Annotated in this window: 11 protein-coding genes and 2 pseudogenes; 7 read left to right on the plus strand and 6 right to left on the minus strand. The window is 61.0% G+C overall.

The annotated features are described in order from the left end of the window. The first annotated feature begins 14 nt into the window (after window positions 1-14). A complete protein-coding gene (locus V1283_RS10620; protein ID WP_334386420.1) occupies window positions 15-1,646 on the plus strand; it encodes a GMC family oxidoreductase in 1,632 nt (543 codons plus the stop codon). A 321-nt stretch (window positions 1,647-1,967) separates the two neighbouring features. Here V1283_RS10620 and V1283_RS10625 read toward each other — a convergent pair whose 3' ends face one another. Continuing rightward, a complete protein-coding gene (locus V1283_RS10625) occupies window positions 1,968-3,227 on the minus strand; it encodes a hypothetical protein (RefSeq protein ID WP_334386421.1) in 1,260 nt (419 codons plus the stop codon). Between the two features lie 124 nt (window positions 3,228-3,351). On the opposite strand from V1283_RS10625, the gene pdxR reads away from it, so the two are divergent. From pdxR to V1283_RS10645, 4 genes and pseudogenes are all read left to right on the plus strand, one after another. After that, window positions 3,352-4,824, plus strand: coding sequence for a MocR-like pyridoxine biosynthesis transcription factor PdxR (pdxR, locus tag V1283_RS10630; protein WP_334386423.1), 1,473 nt, complete (start codon window positions 3,352-3,354; stop codon window positions 4,822-4,824). 168 nt (window positions 4,825-4,992) lie between these two features. Next, a pseudogene (locus V1283_RS10635) lies at window positions 4,993-5,217 on the plus strand (SDR family NAD(P)-dependent oxidoreductase); the annotation flags it as partial. Between the two features lie 358 nt (window positions 5,218-5,575). Then, on the plus strand, window positions 5,576-8,680 hold the full coding sequence (locus tag V1283_RS10640; protein ID WP_334393019.1) for a helicase-related protein: 3,105 nt from the start codon (window positions 5,576-5,578) through the stop codon (window positions 8,678-8,680). Window positions 8,681-8,876: 196 nt separating this feature from the next. After that, window positions 8,877-9,589 (plus strand): annotated as a pseudogene (locus V1283_RS10645) (IS5 family transposase). 149 nt (window positions 9,590-9,738) lie between these two features. On the opposite strand, the gene V1283_RS10650 reads toward V1283_RS10645, so the two are convergent. From V1283_RS10650 to V1283_RS10670, 5 genes are all read right to left on the minus strand, one after another. Further along, the gene (locus V1283_RS10650; RefSeq protein WP_334386425.1) at window positions 9,739-11,325 is read right to left on the minus strand and encodes a long-chain-fatty-acid--CoA ligase; all 1,587 of its coding nucleotides are present in this window, start codon (window positions 11,323-11,325) and stop codon (window positions 9,739-9,741) included. Between the two features lie 345 nt (window positions 11,326-11,670). Further along, on the minus strand, window positions 11,671-13,221 hold the full coding sequence (locus V1283_RS10655) for an AMP-binding protein (RefSeq protein WP_334386427.1): 1,551 nt from the start codon (window positions 13,219-13,221) through the stop codon (window positions 11,671-11,673). 63 nt (window positions 13,222-13,284) lie between these two features. Beyond that, a complete protein-coding gene (locus V1283_RS10660) occupies window positions 13,285-14,130 on the minus strand; it encodes an SDR family oxidoreductase (RefSeq protein ID WP_334386428.1) in 846 nt (281 codons plus the stop codon). A gap of 28 nt (window positions 14,131-14,158) precedes the next feature. Next, window positions 14,159-15,052 (minus strand): SDR family oxidoreductase, encoded by an 894-nt coding sequence (locus tag V1283_RS10665; RefSeq protein WP_334386429.1) that lies wholly within the window; start codon window positions 15,050-15,052, stop codon window positions 14,159-14,161. After that, window positions 15,042-16,268: an acyl-CoA dehydrogenase family protein gene (locus tag V1283_RS10670; RefSeq protein WP_334386430.1), complete on the minus strand. Its 1,227-nt coding sequence runs from the start codon at window positions 16,266-16,268 to the stop codon at window positions 15,042-15,044. Before V1283_RS10670 ends, V1283_RS10665 begins: the two co-directional genes overlap by 11 nt. 268 nt (window positions 16,269-16,536) lie before the next feature. Between V1283_RS10670 and V1283_RS10675 the strand changes: the two genes are divergently transcribed. Both V1283_RS10675 and V1283_RS10680 read left to right on the plus strand, forming a co-directional pair. Next, a complete protein-coding gene (locus V1283_RS10675; protein WP_334386431.1) occupies window positions 16,537-17,115 on the plus strand; it encodes a TetR/AcrR family transcriptional regulator in 579 nt (192 codons plus the stop codon). Then, the gene (locus V1283_RS10680) at window positions 17,112-18,596 is read left to right on the plus strand and encodes an acetyl-CoA carboxylase biotin carboxylase subunit (protein WP_334386433.1); all 1,485 of its coding nucleotides are present in this window, start codon (window positions 17,112-17,114) and stop codon (window positions 18,594-18,596) included. The genes V1283_RS10675 and V1283_RS10680 overlap by 4 nt, the downstream gene beginning before the upstream one ends. Window position 18,597: the final 1 nt, after the last annotated feature.

Genomic DNA, 18,597 nt, shown 5'->3' on the forward strand with positions numbered 1-18,597 from the left:
CAGGAAAAAACCAAATGACCTCAGTGTCCGATACCTTTGACTACATCGTAGTGGGAGCAGGCAGCGCCGGCTGCGTCGTGGCCAGCCGCTTGGTCAAAGACCATGGGGCGACGGTGTTGCTTTTGGAGGCCGGGCCGCTCGACGACAATATGCTGATCCACATGCCCGCTGGCGCCGTCAAAATCGTGTTCGGCAAATCGCCCTACATCAAGCGCTACACTTCGACGCCCCAGCCCGCGCTCGAGGGGCGGGCCGTTGACATCATGCAAGGGAACGTCGTTGGCGGGGGAAGCTCGGTCAACGCCATGACCTACGCCCGCGGCTCCAAGGACGACTATGACCGTTGGAACACGTTATCCGGCGATGCGGGCTGGGGCTGGGACGACCTGGTCCCCTACTTCCGCAAGCAGGAGGGCAACGTCAGGCTGGAGAACGCCGCGCACAGTGGAGACGGGCCTCTCAAGGTTTCCGACCCGGCCTACATCTCCGAGGCCGCCAACATCTTCGTCCGGGCGCTGCAAAAACTGAAAGTCCCTTTCACCGACGATTTCACCGGCGGTCAGCTGCACGGCGTGGGGTACGAACAATCGACGACCTTTCGAGGAAAACGCCGCAGCTCGGCGGACTCGTTCTTGAGGCCGGTGATCGGCGACGAGCGGTTGACCCTGGTTACCGAAGCGAGGGCCAACCGGGTGCTGTTCGACGGTCAGCAGGCGATCGGGATCGAATACGTCAAAGACGGGAAGGTCCATCAGGCGAAGGCGACGCATGAAGTCGTCTTGACGGCCGGGGCGTTCGCCACGCCCAAGCTCCTGATGCTTTCAGGGATCGGACCCGCCGATCACCTGGCCCAGTTCGACATCCCAGTCGTCGCCGACCTGCCCGGCGTCGGCCAGAATCTGCAAGATCACAACGAAGTCTTTCTGTCGCTTTCGACGAAGGGCCCGTTTGGTTATTTCGGCGAGGACGCAGGGATCAAGCTGATCCGGAACGTCATTCAGTATTACGCTTTTGGCACAGGCCCTATCGCTTCCACGGGATCCGAGACGATGGCGTTCGTCAATTTGGACGATCCCGCCGGGCCGCCCGATATCCAAATCTATTGCATTGGTCTGATGTGGCCGACACTGACGGTCAAGCCACGCAACGCCGTTACGCTTCTGGCCAATTTGGTTCGCCCGCTTTCCTACGGGTCCGTCCGCTTGAAGTCGGCGCTTCCAGAGGATGACGCTGAGGTCGATCCGAATTGGATGAGCGATCCGGAGGACACACGACGCCTATTGAAGGCGCTAAAGTATCTCCGGACGATCGTCGCAACAGCACCGTTCATTGACATCGTGGAAGAAGAGCTGTCGCCGGGACAGGCAATAACGGACGACGCGGAGCTCGTCGAATACATGAAAGCGACGACGCAGAGCAACTTTCACCCGGTCGGCACCTGCCGAATGGGCAGGGCGGAAGACCCCACGACCGTGGTCACGCCCGACTTGCGGGTCAAGGGGATAGACGGCCTTCGGGTCATGGACGCCTCCATTATGCCCAGGATCATCAGCGCCAACACGAACGCCACCGTCATGGCGGTCGCCGACAAGGGCGTCGATCTTCTGACTGGGACCTACACAGGGCGCGTTGCCGCCGCGCAGTAAACCTGCCCGGCCATAGGGACCACGCCTTGTCCACGACGCGAAGCCCGTCACCATCCTTCGGAATGGCGTGTACAGGACCTGAGCCACCAGGCTGCGGTGACAAGCCCCTGAAGGTTGCGTCGGCTTCCAGCAGTGTGCGACAGCCGGGGCGCAGCGAACTCGTGGGAGAGTGGCATCGTGAGCGGTTATGGAACGGCCGCTGTTGGCGCAAAGCGGCCGGTCAGGAGGAATGTCTGCTCCTGGGGGCAATCGATCAATCGATCACCTCATTGGCAAGAGGGAGCAGCGGCCACCGGATGATATTTCGATATGACGCCGAGCTCACGGGTGCCAGGTCCCCATGTGCGCCGCGTGCGCCGGCCCGTAGGCGCCGGGACCAAAGAACCGGTCGTAGTAGTCGGTGTCGATATGATGAGCCTGCATCACCCACATCAGATGCATCGCATCGGTGCCGCCGGGAAAGCGGCCGTAAGTGTCGTATATGTAGTTGCAGATCGCCTTGGTGCAGTCGAGCCCTTCCGGGCTGATCCGGATCGCGCCGACGCGATGCTCCGCCTCTGACATACGGTGCGGTACGGGCCCCGTTTCCTTGCTGCCGCTTGACGGCGGCGCAAGCACGGCATCAACGGCCGCATCCATGGTCGGGTGATAGGGCGGACAGCTTGCCTCGAACACGCCGTCGAGCCCGACCGGATTGGCGAATGTCGTTCCGCCATTCACCGCGACGGTGCGGAAGCCCATGCGCCCAAGAATTTCGAGCGAGAGAAATCCGCAGTGCTTCCATCCGCCCAGCCCCAGAGCCTCGGTTGCCAGGAATATGTTCTGGCAGATTGCCGCGGGCTCGCTGAAGACGTAGTAGCAGGCCTGCCGCTCGACGATCGATAGCGGCAGCATCCGTTCGGCATCCAGGAAGCCGTCCTTCAGCCAGCGCTCTGTGCCGGCTGGCCGACAGCCGTGGCGGTCATCGATAATGTTCATGCCCCCGCCCGCAGGCGCGTAGCGGCGCAGGGCGGGATCGACGAACTGCGCGATCAATGAGATCAACGACGCGCTCACATCGCATACCGGCAGAAACAGCGTCGAACCTGGCTGGTTCGAATCCCAAAGGTCGTGCCCGCTCATCGGCAGTATATGGCGCGGGATGTCGAGCCGTCCCCGGCGGATCTCCCGACGCTGTGCTTGGTACGCTTCAAGGACCTTGGTGCGCTCGTCCGGGGTCTCGATCTCGCGCAGCTTGCTCGCCGCGACGTTGGCATCGAGGACATAAAGCCCTTCATCGTTGGTGAAGAAAAGCGCCGTTTGGCCGCCAGGCCGCGTCGTCGGGAATGTGCGGCCGCTGCGGCGACGGTAAGGTGCCGGCGTCGGCAGATCCCAGAGCGCCAGTCCGGAAAATCCGGCGCCCGCGCCGACCAGCAGCGCTTCCTCGATCTCGCTCAGGGGGACCGGCGTGTGCGCGGACTTGTACCGGAAGGGCCCCTCCGGCATCTCGAAGCCGAGACCGAACCGCCGCGAGCGCCGGGCATAGAGGGCCTCGAACAGTGGGTAGCTCCAGGCCAGGTCCAGCAGTTCAGACGGTGTCATCAGCTCGATCCTCGCAGGAACCCGCGACCAGCGCGGAACGAGCAGAAACCTAGCTCTTTACTGGAATGGCAAGATGGTCCACTTTCGCTCATTGTAGCAGACCACTTGTGACTGACTTTTTCCCATGACATTGCGCGGATGGGCCGATCTCTACGCTTGGCAGCTCGATCGGGCGAGCCGCACGCCGCTCACTCGGCAGATCTACATGCAGGTGCGCTCCGCCGTGCTGTCCGGCGCGCTCCGTCCGGGCACGCGGATGCCGTCCTCCCGGGCCATGGCATCGAAGCTCGGCGTGGCGCGTGCATCCGTGGTCTTGGCGTATGAGCACCTGCTCGCCGAAGGCTATGTAGAGAGCCGCCACGGCTCTGGCACGTTCATCGCGGGCGATCTGACCGGCCTTGCATCACGACGTCGCGGCGTTCCGCGCGCGACAAAGCGCGCCGTGCCGATATCGGCGCAGACCTTTTCCGACTTCGAGCGATCGGCGCTGCAGAGCGACGCCCGCCCGTTCAACACCGGCCGCACGCTGATCGATGCCCGGACCGCCGAGACGTGGCGCAGCCTGACCCATCGCGCGGTGCGCCGGTTCGGCGCGAATGATCTCGGCTACACCGATCCCGCCGGCCTGGCCGAGCTTCGCGAGAACATCAGTGACTATCTACGAGCGGCGCGCGCGGTGCGTTGCGACCCCGCGCAGATCGTCATCACGGCCGGCACCCAGCAAGCAATCGATATCGCAGTCCGTGTGCTGCTCGCGCCCGGCGACGAGGTGTGGGTCGAAGATCCTGGTTATCCGCTGACCCACGCGCAATTGCTGCTCGCCAAGGCGCGACCGCATCCCATTCCCGTCGATGCCCAAGGTCTGGTCGTCGACGCTGGCCTGCGCATGGCACCTCGGGCGCGCGTCGCGTTCGTCACACCCTCGCATCAGTTTCCGACCGGCGTTGCGCTGTCCATGGCGCGGCGCCTGGAGCTGTTGGCGTGGGCGCGGCAGAGCGGCGCGTTCATTGTCGAGGATGACTACACCAGCGAGTTCCGCTATTCGGGGCCGCCGCTCGCATCACTGCAGGGTCTCGATGACACCGAGCAGGTGATTTACGTCGGCACGCTCAACAAGGCGTTATTTCCAGGTCTGCGCATTGGTTACGCCGTGGTGCCGCGCGCACTGCTGCAGGCCTTTGTAGGCACGCGCTATCTCGTCGATCGCCAACCCGCGACGCTGCAGCAGGCGGTCGTTTCCGAGTTCATGCAACAAGGCCATTTCGCTGCGCACATTCGTCGCATGCGCCAGCTATATCGCGACCAGCGCGACGCGCTGGCGGAGACACTGATGCGGCGCGCAGCGGATCGGCTCGAAGTTGCGGTGCCCGATCAGGGCATGCACCTTGTCGCCTATCTGCGCGATGGATCGTCTGACCTCGCTGTCGAGGCCAGCGCCCAACGCGCCGGTATCGTCGTGCGCGCAATCAGCCGTTTCTATCGCGCAGCGCAACCCCGCGCAGGTCTCATGCTGGGGTTTAGCGGGTTTCCGCGGCAGTCGATCGTACCGTCGGCCGCTCGGCTGGCGACACTCCTCGACAAGCGTGTCCGAGCTTAGCTACATGGTCGAAGCCGCTGACGAGCATCACCGGCTGGCGCCGTATTTGACGCGGACTGCTGGCATGGCGGCGCGGTTCTGGATAGAGCCGGATGGCCGGCATGCAGTAGCAGAGAAACCCTGAGATCGACTTTCGCGAGATTTTTCGCGTTGTTCGATTTTCGACAGACGGGGCTGATCAATCGTCCCGCTCGGCTGGTTTATCTCAGCAGCGGCCTGCATCGCGGCGGGGAGGGTTCGCTGCGGGACCTCGATTGGCCGAAGCGGACCTGGGATCCGGCAAAGGCCTACGCCGAAAGCAAGCTGCAGGTCGTCGCGCTGGCATTCGCAGTGGCGCGACGCTGGCCGCAGGCCTTGAGCAATGCGGTCGATCCCGGCTGGGTGCGCACGAAGCGCCAGAGGCGGAGTTGTAATTCGCCTCAGGTAAAGGGTTTTGCAGATAAGTTCCACGGCCGATGCAACGATAGCTAGGTCGATGTCGACCTCAAAGCCTATGTCGGGATAATTCCAACTGACACGTGGATGATCGGCAAGATCAAGATTTACAGCGCCCGGATGAATCCAAGGAAGCGTAGAAAGTGGATAACTAGTATTTTGTTGGCGATTCGCAGCAGCCAGGTTCTCGAATGACGATGGAAGTCTCGTGAAGAAAAACAGGAAGGTCGGCGCCAGCGATGCGACCAGGAAAAGCGCGACCAAGAAAGGCAAAAAAATCTCGGGTTCGGCGATCTCGACGTCCTCGCCCCTCGGCATGTTGGCGCTCCATCTTCGCGAGCAGTGGAAAAAGTTCGGTCGTGACGGGTTAGTGTTTCTCGCTGAAGACGAGAACAGGGCCGAGCGGCTCGGCGGCATCGTCCATGCACTTGATCCATCGCTCGATGTTCTCGTGTTCCCTAGATTGAATACGTTGCCCTTCGATGGGCTGGAACCGTCGCGCGAGATCGCTGGCAGGCGGAGTTCGGTCTTGCGCCGTCTTGCCAGAAGAAAGAGGCCCATTCTGCTCATCTCGACGGCAGAGGCGATCATGGAGCGGCTGCCCTTGCCGGCGAGTTGGTCGCGCATCAGCCTAAGCCTCAAGGTGCGAGCGTCGTATGCCGAGCACGACCTCAAGGCACGCATTGCGGAATTGGGCTACGATCTCGACGAAGAGGCTGAATATCCGGGCGCCGCGCTCTTTCACGGCGCGACGTTCGAGATCTTCCCGGCCGGTGCTCTCGGGCCGTACCGGATCGAGCATTCCGGCGGTGCGATCCGCAGAATTGTTGCCGTCGATCCGAATGAGCATGACGTCATCTCCGATTTCAAGGAACTGATTATCGATCCCATGTCGGAACGCCTCGCGCTGGGCGGCGACCGGGCGCAGGGGGCTACCTTCCTGGACTATTGCGATCGGGCGCGATGGTTCGCGGATGCAAAAGTTCCGACCCACGCTGACAGCTGGCTGAGTACGATCGAGGAGGCGGCCGGCCGCAGGGATTCGGAACGCGAGTATCTGGGGCTAGGGGACTGGAAGAAGCTGAAGAAGTGCACGAGTGTGCTTCCTGCCAAGGCGGCGTTTGTAGCCACGCCCGACTTCTCGAAGGTTGCGGCACCGAGGAAAGCGCTTCGCGCGTTCGTGGCCCGTGCGGAACGCGCCGGATCTCGTTTGCTCTTCGTCGCCGCGGTCGAAGACGATCTGCGCGCGATGGAGCGCATGAGTGGGGTCAGGGCGGAGCGTTTCGCCAACTGGGACGAGGCGGTGGAGGCGAGAAGACGCGAGGGCGCGCTGTTGGCCGACTTCGACGCGGGCTTTTTCGCTCCCGGGAAAAAGCAGACCTTGGTTGTGACCGCGTCTGACGTGCTCGGCAGCCGTGCCCATCATCCGCAACCGATGGCCAAAGCCTGGACAGTCGCCTTCAATCACCCGGATATTCCCGAGCGCGGCGCGGCCGTCGTTCATCTCCAGCGTGGGTTGGCTTTACTTGATCGTTTGCAGACCCTCGACATGGGGAACGGTACAAAGCGCGAGATGATCAGGCTCGAATTCGCCGGCGATGATGCTGCGCTTGTTCCGCCTGCCGATCTCGCCTTGATCTGGCCCTACGCTGTAGAGCCCGGTAAGCTCGCGTTAGACAAGGCCGATGGCAGCACGTGGTGGAACAGACGTGGCGAGGCCGAGCAAGAAATCGGAGCAGCGGCCAAGCAGCTTGCGAAACATATCGCCCAACGACGGCGCCGGCGTGCTCCCAAGCTGGTCGCTCCGGGGGCGGCCTATGAGAGATTCGTCGCGCGCTTTCCGTATTTCACGACGGTTGATCAGGCCAAGGCGATCCGGGACGTGCTGGACGATCTGGCGGCTGGTCACCCGATGGACCGGGTGGTCTGTGGTGATGTCGGCTTTGGCAAGACTGAGGTCGCCTTGCGGGCGGCGGCGGCTGTCGCGCTGTCAGGAAAACAGGTCGCTGTTGCGGTTCCGACCACCGTCCTGGCCAGACAGCATGTCGAGACGTTTCGCAAGCGGTTCGGCCCGCTGGGAATCGAAGTGGCGAATTTGTCGCGGTCGGCAACGGCAGCGGAGATAAGAGATACGAAAGAAAACCTCCGTCGCGGCTTACTGAAAGTCGTTATTGGCACACAAGCTCTCGGCTCGACTGACGTGAGGTTTGCCGACCTCGGCCTTGTCATCATCGATGAGGAGCAGCACTTTGGTGCGGCGGAGAAGGCGAAACTTTCGGGTCTTGCGAAGGGCGTTCATACTCTTTGGATGAGCGCCACGCCGATACCGCGCACGCTGGCGGCGGGTCTTGCGGGGTTCAGAGATCTGAGCGTTATTGCTACGCCCCCAGTTCATCGGCTGCCTATCGTCACCAAGGCTGCTCCGCTATCGGACGCCGCGATCGTCGCGGCTTTGCTGCGTGAGCAAAGGCGCCATGGGCAGAGCTTCCTGATTTGCCCCCGTATCCAGGATTTGGAGCCGATGCTGGCAAGGATAAAATTGACTGCTCCGGACCTTCGCATCGTATGTCTCCATGGTCGGTTGCCAGCCGCAGATATCGACGATCGAATGATGAGCTTCGTCGAAGGTGAAGCGGACGTGCTCCTCGCGACCAATATCGTGGAGAGTGGCCTCGACATTCCGCGGGCGAACACCATCGTCATCTGCTGGCCGGAGAAGTTTGGTCTGTCGCAGCTTCATCAGCTAAGGGGCCGCGTCGGACGGGGCGGCACGCGTGCTTTCGCGTATTTGTTAAACGAGTCGAACTCCGAACAATCCGAGAAGCGTTTGGCTGTGCTGGAAGAGTTCAGCAAGCCCGGCGCCGGCTTTGCCATCAGCGAGCGTGATCTGGATCTCCGGGGCGCCGGAGACCTCTTCTCCGAACAGCAGTCTGGCCATCTGCAGGTATTCGGGCCGATGCTCTATAGCCATCTTCTCAAGCGGGCGTCGGAGAAGGACACCGACGGTGGCGCCGAGCTGTGGGTGCCTGATCTGAACCTGCCGATCGCCGACATGCTGCCCACGGGCTACATACAGTCGGACGCTGTTCGCCTGGAAATCTATGGCCGTATTGCCAGATGCCGCACCGAGGATGATCTCGAGGATTTGGAGGACGAAACCGCACGTCGTTTCGGCAGGCTGCCGCCGGAAGCGCGAGACTTTTTCGCGGCCGCAAGGCTCAGGCTCGATTGCAAGCGGCGTGGCATTATGAGGCTCGACGTCGGTCCCGAGGCTGTTGCGGCGACGTTTCTCCCTGGTCGGCTTCGCAAGTCGAGAGCGAAGTCGCTGGAGCGCGAAGGCGATCGCGTGGTCTATATCGGCAATCGCAATGCGAAGCCGTTCGAACGAATAAGCGACTTCCTTGAGTTGCTGGACGAGTAGTTGGCTAGACTAGAGCCGTTCCATAACATTCGATGAGCGAATGGCCGCTGTTGGCGCAAAGCGGTCGGTCGCATAAACGACCTGATCGGTAGCAGCGAACTAGGGTCTGTTGGGATTCAGGATTCTCATCCGGGCTTGGTTGTGATTCAAGCTGCGGATGGACCGATTCGTTTTAACTGACGCCCAATGGGCGAAGATGGAGCCGCTTTGTCTTGGCAAGCCGGGCGATCCCGGCCGCCGCGGTAAGGACAACCGGTTGTTTGTCGAGGCCGTGCTGTGGATCGCCCGAACCGGCAGTCCCTGGCGGGATCTGCCGCCCTCGTTCGGCCACTGGAACAGTGTGTTCACGCGCTTCCGCGACTGGGTGAAGGCGGATGTCTGGAAGCGGCTGTTCGACACCGTCTCCGACGATCCCGACATGGAATACGCCATGGTCGATGCCACCATCGTCAAGGTGCACCGCCACGGACAGGGCGCAAAAGGGGGACTCAAAGCCAGGCGATCGGCCGTTCGAAGGGCGGCATGACCACCAAAATCCTGGCGCTCACCGATGCGCTCGGCAATCTCGTGCGCTTCGTGCTTCTGCCGGGACAGCGCTTCGACACGGTAGGCGTGCCGCCGCTCATTGAGGGATTGGCCTTCGACGCGCTGATCGCCGACAAGGCGTTCGACAGCAACGCCATCATCGCCGAACTCGACGCGCGCGGCGCCAAGGTCGTCATCTCCCAGCATCCGCGTCGCGCAAAGCCTCTTGCCATCGACGAGGAGATGTACAAATGGCGGCACCTCATCGAGAACTTCTTTGGCAAGCTCAAGGAGTTCAAACGCATCGCCATGCGTGCCGACAAAACCGATCAAAGCTTCGCCTCCATGGTCCATCTGGCCGCGGCCGTGATAAACTCCCGATGAATCCCAACAGACCCTAGTGTATTCGAAGGTCATACGGCCGCCGATCGGAACGCTTGATGCGGACCAGGGGACGCAGTCCGCTCTGTGAGGCCGCCTGCGGCATCGCAAGGACCAACGCGCCGACCGTGCTCATCGACGCCGGGCGTGTCCTAAGTTCGGTAGATCCCGACCAGTTCGGCTCGCAGCTTCGCCTTCTGAATCTTGCCGGTTGCGGTCTTCGGCATTGTCTCGGTGAAAATAATGCGTTTCGGGCATTTGAACGGGCTGAGATGACTCCGCACTTTCCTCAGAAGGGTCTCTTCATCGATCGTATGCCCAGCTTTGAGAATGACGAGTGCTGTCACCGCTTCGCCCCAGCGATCATGCGGCAGACCGATTACGGCTGTCTCCTGCACGCCGGGATCAGCGGCGTAGAGCGCCTTTTCCACCTCAATGGACGCGACGTTCTCGCCGCCGCTCTTGATTACGTCCTTGAATCGGTCCTCGAACCACAGAATGCCGTCCCTGTCGAAATGGCCGGAATCGCCGGAGTGAAACCAGCCATGGACGAAGGCCGCGGCAGTGGCGGCGGGATCGTGCAGATAGCCCGACATGACTTGCGGACTGCGATAGACGATTTCACCTGATTGACCTTGAGGCAAAAACCGGCCCGCTTCGTCCATGATCGCGACTTCGACATTGGCTGACGGCGTGCCGACCGCCCCTGGATGGCTCAATTGATGCTCCGGCCGGAAATACACTGCAAGCGGGTTCATCTCGGTTTGGCCGAACATCAGGGCGAACTCGCAACCGAAGCGCGCGATCGCGTTCTGTAGTTCGTGGGTCGGCATCGGCGCCATCGCATAAATCGCAAGACGCATGCTCGAAACGTCGCGATCATGCTGATCTAGCTGTTCCAGCATGGCGCGATACATCATAGGCAATGCGAATGTCAGGGTCAGGTGCTCGGATTCGATCAGGGTGAGAAGGCGATCCGCGTCGAAACCACGCTGAATGAAAATAGCAGCGCCGACCGCGATCGCCGGCGTCACGATGACATTCAACTGGGCGGTGTGGAACAACGGCATGAGAGCCGTCACGCGATCGTCCGCCGTCATGCGTGTGTCGAGTGCGACCCCAAGGGACTCAAGATAGACCGCCAGATGGCTGCTGACCACGCCCTTGGGCGCCGAGGTGGTGCCGCTGGTGTAAAGATACGATATCGGGTCGCGGTCTGTGACGAAAGCTGCCGGTTCGTGTTGGGGCATGCCCTTCTGCAGCGCGTCGAAGGTAACGGTCCGGCGATCTGCGATCGCCGTATCGCCCACGTCGCCAATGACGACCACGTCCTTCACACCGGCGGTATCGCCCAGCGCGCCCTCAAGTTGTTCGATCAGTGCACTCTCGACCACGACGCCTTTGACGGCGGCATGATTCAGCACATAGGCAAGTTCACCGTAGCGCCAGAACAGATTGATGGGCACGCACACCAGGCCCAGTTTGGCACAGGCGAAATAGGTGACAATAAATTCCGCGTTGTTCGCCGTCATTAATCCCAGGGCATCGCCGCGCCGATAGCCGAGGCCCGTGAGTCCATGCGCTGTTCTGTTTACCCATTCATTGAATTCGCGGTAGGTGAGGCGACGATCCGCATCGACGATGGCGAGCCGACCCGGAGCCCGCGCAGCGCTGCGGATCAGAAGGTCGCCGAGATTGACGCGAGAAATAAGATTTCGATACAGACTTTCCTCAGGCATGTGCGTGCTCCCCAGCGTGATTTCGAGCCGGCCGATTTTAGTCATTGGCAGCCGGAAAATTCTGTCGATAGGATTTCGAGGCGTTTGGTGGCGAACTCAGGTCTAACGGCGATTCCCGCTCCATCATCACAAGGCGTAGCGTCCGCAATCTTGGGTGTCGCCGCCGCTCAGCGCCCCATAGGGGTGATGGCAGGCGCGAAGAGCCGCGTCTAACCGACATGGCTTGACGTTGCGCATTTGAAGTTTCCCGATCCGTAGTAACACTCGGCGCCATTGCAATAGATCTGGTGCCACAGAGAAGGGTTTTTTCGTACTGGCCGCGACTTCGCATTCTGATTTCCGCTGCTATATAATTCTGCTCTTGCGATCGCCCCAATAGCGATCACGCAGCAAGCGCTTGTAGAGTTTGCCCGTCGGCAAGCGGGGAAGTTCGGTTTCGAAATCGATCGAACGCGGGCACTTCCGGCGCGACAGGTGCTTGGCGCAGAAGGCGATAAGTTCGTCCGAAAGAGCGGAATTTGCCTTTATGCCGGGCATCAGCTGCACAACCGCCTTTACTTCTTCGCCCAAGTCTTCGTTTGGGACGCCGAAGACAGCAGCGTCGGCGATCTTTGGGTGTGTGATCAGGAGGTTCTCGCATTCCTGCGGGTAGATATTTACGCCGCCGGAGACAATCATGAAGGTGGCCCGGTCCGTCAGGTACAGGAACCCATCGTCGTCCACGTACCCGACATCGCCCACCGTGCTCATCGATGCGTCAGGTGACCGTGCGTCGGCCGTCTTCGCCGGATCGTTGAAATACTCGAAGGGAGTGGCGGTCTTGAACCAAAGCGTACCCGATGTGCCTTTTGGGCACGGCTGCATGTTCTCGTCCAGAACATGCAGGTCTCCAAGCATGACTTTGCCAACCGTACCACGATGAGCCAGCCATTGGGCGCTGTCGCAGGCGGCAAACCCCAGCCCCTCCGTCGCGCCGTAATATTCGTGAATGATAGGACCCCACCATTCTATCATCTGCTCCTTGACCTGCGCCGGGCAGGGTGCAGCCGCGTGGATAACGACCTCGAGGGACGACAGATCATAGCGTTCTCTTGCGGCCTGCGGCAGCTTGAGCATCCGGGAGAACATGGTCGGCACCAGCTGACTGTGCGTCGGCCGGTATTTTTCGACAAGCTGAAGGTAACGCTCCGGATCGAAATTCTCCATGATGATCGCGGTTCCGCCATTGCGAATGACGAGATTGACGGCTGCCTGCGGCGCTGAGTGATAGAGCGGAGCAGGGGACAGATAGACCAGTCCTTCCCGATAGCGCCAAAGCTTCTGAAGAAAATCGAACAACGGGAGCTGCTGTGACGGCGGTTGTTCAGGCAGGGGGCGGATAATGCCTTTCGGTTGACCGGTGGTGCCCGATGAATAGAGCATTGCAGTGCCGACCGATTCGTCGGTGATCGGAGTCGTTGACATCGATGCCAGGGCATCGTCGAAATTGAGGATGCGATTGCCGTCGCCCGGACCATTCACGACCAGCGCAACTTCCACTTTCGGGCACTGGCTAAGGGCCTCGATGGCGACGGCACGCTTTTCTTCCGAAAGGATCAGCACCTTGGATTCGCTGTTGTTAATGATGTAGGCGAGCTCCTGAGGCGTCAGGAATGAATTGATGCAGGTAAAGTAGAGGCCGGCGCGCTCGCCTGCTCCGCAGCACTCGAGATAGCACGCATTGTTCTCCATGAAGATCGCATAATGATTGAGACGCTTCAGGCCGCGGCTTCGCAGGAAGTGCGCGAGCTGGTTGGTGCGTGCTTCGAGTTCGGCGTAGGTAACCGTCTCGCCCGATTGCGCCATGATGAAGGCGGGCTGGTCACCCTTCGGTTTAGCATGCATGCCTGGGTACATTGCGGTCGCTCCCTGTGGTGATGTTGATGCCGAATTGACTTCGGTCTTGAATCGAATTCGAGTCTATGCGCCCGCAGCGTTCGCCAGGAATGCGGCGCTATTGACGTTAAAGAAGCCGGAACCGGATAGCGCCTGTCCGCCATCGACCCAAAGCGACGTGCCCGTGATGTACGATGCGAGCGGTGAAGCCAGAAACGCCGCCGCTTCACCGATCTCCTGCGTGACGCCCATGCGGCGCAGCGGGATGTTGGCCACGAAATTGCCCCTGTCCTCCGCGGAAGAAATCCGCCGCATGCCTTCGGTATCCCCGACAAAGCCGGGAATGATACTGTTGGAGCGAATGCCGTAAGGGCCCCATTCAAGCGCAAGGTTTTTCATCAGCATTTCGACCCCAGCTTTCGCCGGGCCGACATGGGCCTGATAGGCATGGGGCAGATGCGCCATGGGTGCCGTAATGAAAATGATCGAGCCTCGCGTCCGCTGCAATTGCTCGAAGGCAATCCGGCTGGCGTTGAAAGACCCGACAAGGTCGATGTCGACGACCGTCTTGAACCCGTTGAACGAAAGATTCTCGCCCTTGACGAGGAAGTTACCCGCGGCGCCGCAGATCAGGACGTCGATGTCGCCGAGAGCGTCGCGGGAGGCGCTCATCGCAGATTGCAGTTGATCCGGCATCCGGACATCCGCTGAAGTAGCCGATATCCTGGCGCCGATTTCGCGCAAGCCGGCTGCCGCGGCATCGAGCCGCTCCTGAGATCGTCCGCAGAGTCCGATATTGGCGCCGAGGCCTGCGAACGTTCGTGCGATACCCAAATTGATTCCGCTGCCGCCGCCGGTGACAAAGACCGTTTTCCCCGCAAAGAGATCGCGCGGGAGAATGCCTTGTTGGTTCGGCTTCGACGCATTCATTGGGTGCGTTCCTCTATCCGTCATCCGCCTAGCGGGTCTCGCCGCCGAAGTAGGGCGGTTTACCCGTCGTCCACGTTTCGCCCCAGAGTTGGCCGCCGCCATCCACGGTAAGGGTTTCGCCCGTTACGAATCCCCCGGATGGTCCGGCGAGATAGACGCAGGCCTCCGCGACATCCCATGCCGACCCTGCATGCATCATCGGGTTGGATCGCGGATAGGCAGCACGCGCTTCCGGCGAATATACCTTCCAGCCCTCGGTCTCGATCAGGCCCGGCGCCACGCAATTGACGCGGATCTTCAGAGGCGCCCATTCGACTGCGACGCTGCGAGACAAGCCAACGACTCCAGCGCGTGCGGCGACGCTGTGCGCGATGCCATAGAGCCCGTGGGTAGTAACGACCACAATATTGACGATACTGCCGGGATGCCTGGCGTCGCGCCAATGCTGTGCGGCGGCCTGCATCATGTACCAGGTGCCGTTGAGATTGGTTTCGATGACGGCGTTCCAGCCCTTCACGGAAATGTCGATCGCAGCCTGCGGAAACTGGCCGCCGGCGCTGTTGATCAGGCTGTCGACGCGGCCTCGGGCTTTCCAGATTGCGTCAAACAGCGTTTGGACCGCATCCGGGTCCCTGATATCGGCTGCAAATGACGAAACCGTCATCGCGTGCTGCGTCATGCGTGCCGTCAAGGCGTCAAGCTTGGCTTGATTGCGGCCCACCAGGACTACGTGCGCGCCAAGCCGCGCGAACAGCCACGCAATGGCGCGTCCAATTCCGCCTGTTGCGCCCGTGACCACCACGACCATACCGCCCAGCGCATCGGACGCGAACACCGTCCGTTGAATGGCGAGTTCGTCATCCGTGAGGCCGAACGGTTCCGGTGGCGGCGGAGAATTGGCGTCGGCCGGTTCAGGCGACATTGCGACCGCCGCCTTTCAGCAATTCGCCGGCGATGATCATCTTGCGAACCTCCGTGGTGCCTGCACCGATTTCCAGCAGTTTGATCGACCGGAACAGCCGGTTGATCTCGGACTCCCAGATGTAGCCGCTGCCGCCGTGGATCTGCACGGCCTTGTCGAGCACCGCATGACAGGCCTCGGCCGCGTACATCACCGAGGCCGCGGTCAGCTTGTGGATGTCACCGCGGCCGCCGCCGCCGATTTCCAGCGATGCCGCTTCCGCCAGCGTGCGGTAGGTGAAGGTTCGCATCGTTTCGACCTGGACATACATATCGGCGAGCATCGACTGCACCATCTGGAACGATCCGATAGGCTTGCCGAATTGCTGGCGGGTTTGCGCGTAGTCGATGGAAAGTTGCAGCGCCCGCTCTGAAATGCCGAGGCACAGAGGCGAGATCATCGCGCGTTCGAGGTCCAGTCCGCTCATCACGATGGATACGCCGCTGTTTTCGTTCCCGACGAGATTTTCGGCGGGCACCCGGCAATCCTCGAAGACGAGTTCGGCGGTCTGGCTGCCCCGATAGCCCATCTTGGTCAGCTTCTGGGCGACTTTGAAGCCGGGAAAATCCTTCTCGATGATGAAGGCGGAAATGCCATGCGCGCCTTTGCCGCGGTCGGTCTTGGCGTAGACGAGGAGGACGTCGGCAACAGGTCCGTTCGTAATGTAGATCTTGCTGCCATTTAGGACGTAGTGATCGCCATCTCTGCGCGCGGTGGTCCGCATCGATCCCAGGGCATCGGAACCCGCGCCAGGCTCCGTGAGGCCCAGTGCGCCGATCGTGCGGCCGGCGCAGAGATCCGGCAGATACTTGCGGCGCTGCTGCTCGTTGCCGTTGCGATAGATGTTGTTGGCGCACAAATTGTCGTGCGCCACCCAGGACAGCGCCATGGCATGGTTCCAGCGGGCGAAGCCTTGCAGCACAAGGCCTGCGGCCAGGAGGTCCTGGCCGGACCCGCCGTACTCCTCGGGAATGGTGACGCCGAAGAAGCCATTGTCGCCGATCTTGGGAAACGCCGTTTCCGGCCACCACTCGTCCCGGTCCATTCGCTCGCAGAGCGGATAAAGCTCCTTATGGGCGAAGCGGTCAGCCTGATCGAGGATTGTCTGCTGCTGCTCGTCAAGACCGAACGTGGATATGCGATTGTCGCCGCTCGATCCAGCATGACCTGTGCTCATGCGCGCTCTCTTTCCGCCCTGGTGCCGGCCGTGCGATCGCGGCTCATAATGAATATCATTCATTATACGAAGGCGAGCTTCTGTCAATCGCGCTGTTGTCGCACCGGTGGATATTGCAGTGCGATGATTTCCGCCGGAACCACGCTCGGCGTTGACAAGCACAAGATGAATGATATTCAATATGCGGATTGGGTGCGCCGGTGTGCGACCTGAAACGCATTCGCGACAACATCTGGGTGCAGACATGCCAGCGATAAGCCCGCAGCGAATGCAGGATCGTTACGATGCGATCGTTGAAGCCGCCAAGAGCGCTTTTTCCGAAAAGGGATACGAGGCAACTTCGATCGCCGATATTGCACGCACGGCGCAGATTTCCGATGGTCTCGTCTATCGTTATTTCCGCAACAAGCGGGAATTGCTGTATGAGGTGCTCAAAAAATTCTACGAGCGGATCCTTCTTGATCTCGAAACCCAGGCCTTCAGGCACGACGCGTTTACCGCGCGGCTCGAAGCCCTCATTCGCAGGCATCTGCAGGTCTTTGTGGCGGACACCGATCTGTGTCGTCTGTTTATTTCTGAGGTAAGGACCGCAAGCGACTACGAGGGCTCTTCGATCCAGGAGTTGAACAGGCAGTACACTTCCGTACTCATTCGCATCGTCAGGGATGCGGTGAAGGCGGGTGAGGTGCGGCCAGACGTGAACCCCAAGCTTCTGCGCGACGTGCTCTTTGGCGCGATCGAGCATCTGGCCTGGCGTCATGTCAATGGCAAGGGCCAGCTTCGAGTTACGCAAACCGCTCGTGACCTCACACTCATGCTGACCTCCGGCATTTGTGGTGTCCGGTGATCGGTCGTTTTTCGTTCGGTCTGGTTCTCGTCGCCAATCGCGGCGAAATCGCCGTTCGCATCATCCGGACAGTGCAGAAGCTCGGATTGCAGAGTGCGGTCGTCTATCATGAGGTCGATGCTCGGTCCCTCGCGGTGACGCTCGCGGATCACGCGATCAATATATCCGGAAAAACCCCTGTTTCGTCCTATCTGGATGCCGACCAGATCATCGCCGCTGCCTTGTCAGTTGGTGCCGGTGCGATTCACCCCGGCTATGGCTTTCTCTCCGAGAATGCGGGCTTTGCCCGCGCGGTCGGAGCCGCTGGACTTGTTTTTGTCGGCCCGTCTGCCAGCGCGATCGAGTTGATGGGAGACAAGATCCGGGCGCGCAATTTTGTTGCGCGCAGCGGATTTCCAGTGGCGCCATCTGCTATCGAGGAGGATGATCCCGGCACCTTTCTTGACCGCGCGCGCGCGGTCGGTGCGCCTCTTCTCGTCAAGCCATCGGCAGGAGGAGGCGGCAAGGGTATGCGCATTGTTCGCGATCTCGCCGAGCTCGACGATGCGGTGGCGCAGGCGCGGGGCGAAGGGCTGCGCTATTTCGGCGATGGCCGATTGTATGCCGAGCGGTTCGTCGAAAGACCAAGACATATCGAGGTTCAGGTTCTCGGCGATTCCTTCGGCAATGTGGTGCACCTGCACGAACGGGAATGTTCGGTGCAGCGGCGTTTCCAGAAGATCATAGAAGAAACGCCGTCGCCGGCGCTCTCGGCCGACCTCCGCAAGACCATCTGCGAGACAGCCGCGGGCATTGCGCGGGCAGCCGGGTACAGGAATGCCGGAACCGTGGAGTTTATCTACGGGCAAGGCGAGTTCTATTTTCTCGAAATGAACACGCGGCTGCAGGTTGAACATCCTGTGACCGAGATGACGACCGAATTGGACTTGGTCGAGCAGCAGCTAGTCGTTGCGGCCGGCCATCCGCTCGCCTTCAAACAGGAAGATGTGCGGGCCAGCGGCCATGCCATCGAAGCCCGGCTTTACGCGGAGGCGCCTGAGCGTGACTTTGCGCCGACGACGGGCAAGGTGTTGGCGCTCGCATATCCGCAAGGTGAGGGGGTCCGCGTCGATAGCGGCATCGCCAAGGGACAGCTTGTTACGACCTCATTCGATCCGATGCTGGCAAAGATCATCGTCCATGCGTCGACCCGAAGCGAGGCGATCGCGCGCGCAAGCCGGGCCATCGAGGATTTCGTCCTGCTGGGATGCGAGACCAATGCTGCTTTCCTCGGACGCATCCTGGGCGATGAAGGCTTTAAGGCCGGCGAGGTCCACACCGGTTATCTCGACGAACACCCGGGCATCGCCAAGGGGGCTGCGCCTGACGAGGGTATCCAAATGCGGTTGTTGGCGGCGACGGCGCTGCTGACCAGACCGGTGCGTGACGCGGCGCATGCCGTACCCGCCCTGCATGCTTCCATCGGAAGCTGGAGAAACTGAC

The organism is Bradyrhizobium sp. AZCC 2262 (genome assembly GCF_036924535.1).
In the GTDB taxonomy this organism is placed as follows: Bacteria; Pseudomonadota; Alphaproteobacteria; order Rhizobiales; family Xanthobacteraceae; genus Bradyrhizobium.

Coding starts and splice junctions, on each gene's coding strand:
- V1283_RS10620 (WP_334386420.1), top strand. CDS start 15: ATGACCTCAGTGTCCGATACCTTTGACTACATCGTAGTGGGAGCAGGC.
- V1283_RS10625 (WP_334386421.1), bottom strand. CDS start 3,227: ATGACACCGTCTGAACTGCTGGACCTGGCCTGGAGCTACCCACTGTTC.
- pdxR (WP_334386423.1), top strand. CDS start 3,352: ATGACATTGCGCGGATGGGCCGATCTCTACGCTTGGCAGCTCGATCGG.
- V1283_RS10640 (WP_334393019.1), top strand. CDS start 5,576: ATGTTGGCGCTCCATCTTCGCGAGCAGTGGAAAAAGTTCGGTCGTGAC.
- V1283_RS10650 (WP_334386425.1), bottom strand. CDS start 11,325: ATGCCTGAGGAAAGTCTGTATCGAAATCTTATTTCTCGCGTCAATCTC.
- V1283_RS10655 (WP_334386427.1), bottom strand. CDS start 13,221: ATGTACCCAGGCATGCATGCTAAACCGAAGGGTGACCAGCCCGCCTTC.
- V1283_RS10660 (WP_334386428.1), bottom strand. CDS start 14,130: ATGAATGCGTCGAAGCCGAACCAACAAGGCATTCTCCCGCGCGATCTC.
- V1283_RS10665 (WP_334386429.1), bottom strand. CDS start 15,052: ATGTCGCCTGAACCGGCCGACGCCAATTCTCCGCCGCCACCGGAACCG.
- V1283_RS10670 (WP_334386430.1), bottom strand. CDS start 16,268: ATGAGCACAGGTCATGCTGGATCGAGCGGCGACAATCGCATATCCACG.
- V1283_RS10675 (WP_334386431.1), top strand. CDS start 16,537: ATGCAGGATCGTTACGATGCGATCGTTGAAGCCGCCAAGAGCGCTTTT.